Consider the following 610-nt stretch of genomic DNA (forward strand, 5'->3'; position numbering starts at 1 on the left):
TCGGGTCAGGGTTCGCATTGGGTGGGGATGGGTCGTCGGTTGCTGGCTGATGAGCCGGCGTTCGCTGCGGCGGTTGATGAGTTGGAGCCGGTGTTTGTTGCGCAGGTGGGTTTTTCGCTGCGTGAGGTGATCGAGCAGGGCCGTGAGGTGTCCGGTGATGCTCAGGTGCAGCCGGTGATCATGGGGTTGCAGTTGGCGTTGGCTGCGTTGTGGCGTTCTTATGGCGTGGTTCCGGATGCGGTGATCGGGCATTCGATGGGGGAGGTGTCGGCGGCGGTGGTGGCCGGGGCGCTGACGCCTCAGCAGGGTTTGGGGCTGATCGCGGTGCGGTCGGTCTTGATGTCGCGGCAGGCCGGTCAGGGTGCGGTGGCGTTGTTGGAGCTCGATGCGGCGGCCACCCAGGAGTTGTTGGCGGATTATCCGCAGGTGGCGGTTGCGGGGTTCTTGTCGCCGCGGCAGACGGTGGTGGCCGGTGCTCCGGATGCGGTGGAGGCGGTGATCGCTGCGGTGGCCGGCCAGGAGCGGTTTGCGCGGCGGGTCAACATGGAGGTGGCCTCGCATACCGCGTTCATGGATCCGATCCTGGATGAGTTGCGGGCGGAGCTGGCCG

Annotated in this window: 1 protein-coding gene; it reads left to right on the plus strand. The window is 66.7% G+C overall.

The window, feature by feature from the left end; all coding sequences use genetic code 11:
• Positions 1-610, plus strand: a 610-nt coding sequence (locus ACZYY4_RS23030) for an acyltransferase domain-containing protein (protein ID WP_463812334.1), incomplete at both ends; no start/stop codon positions are given.

It is taken from the genome of Mycobacterium sp. IDUB_21, from assembly GCF_055419425.1.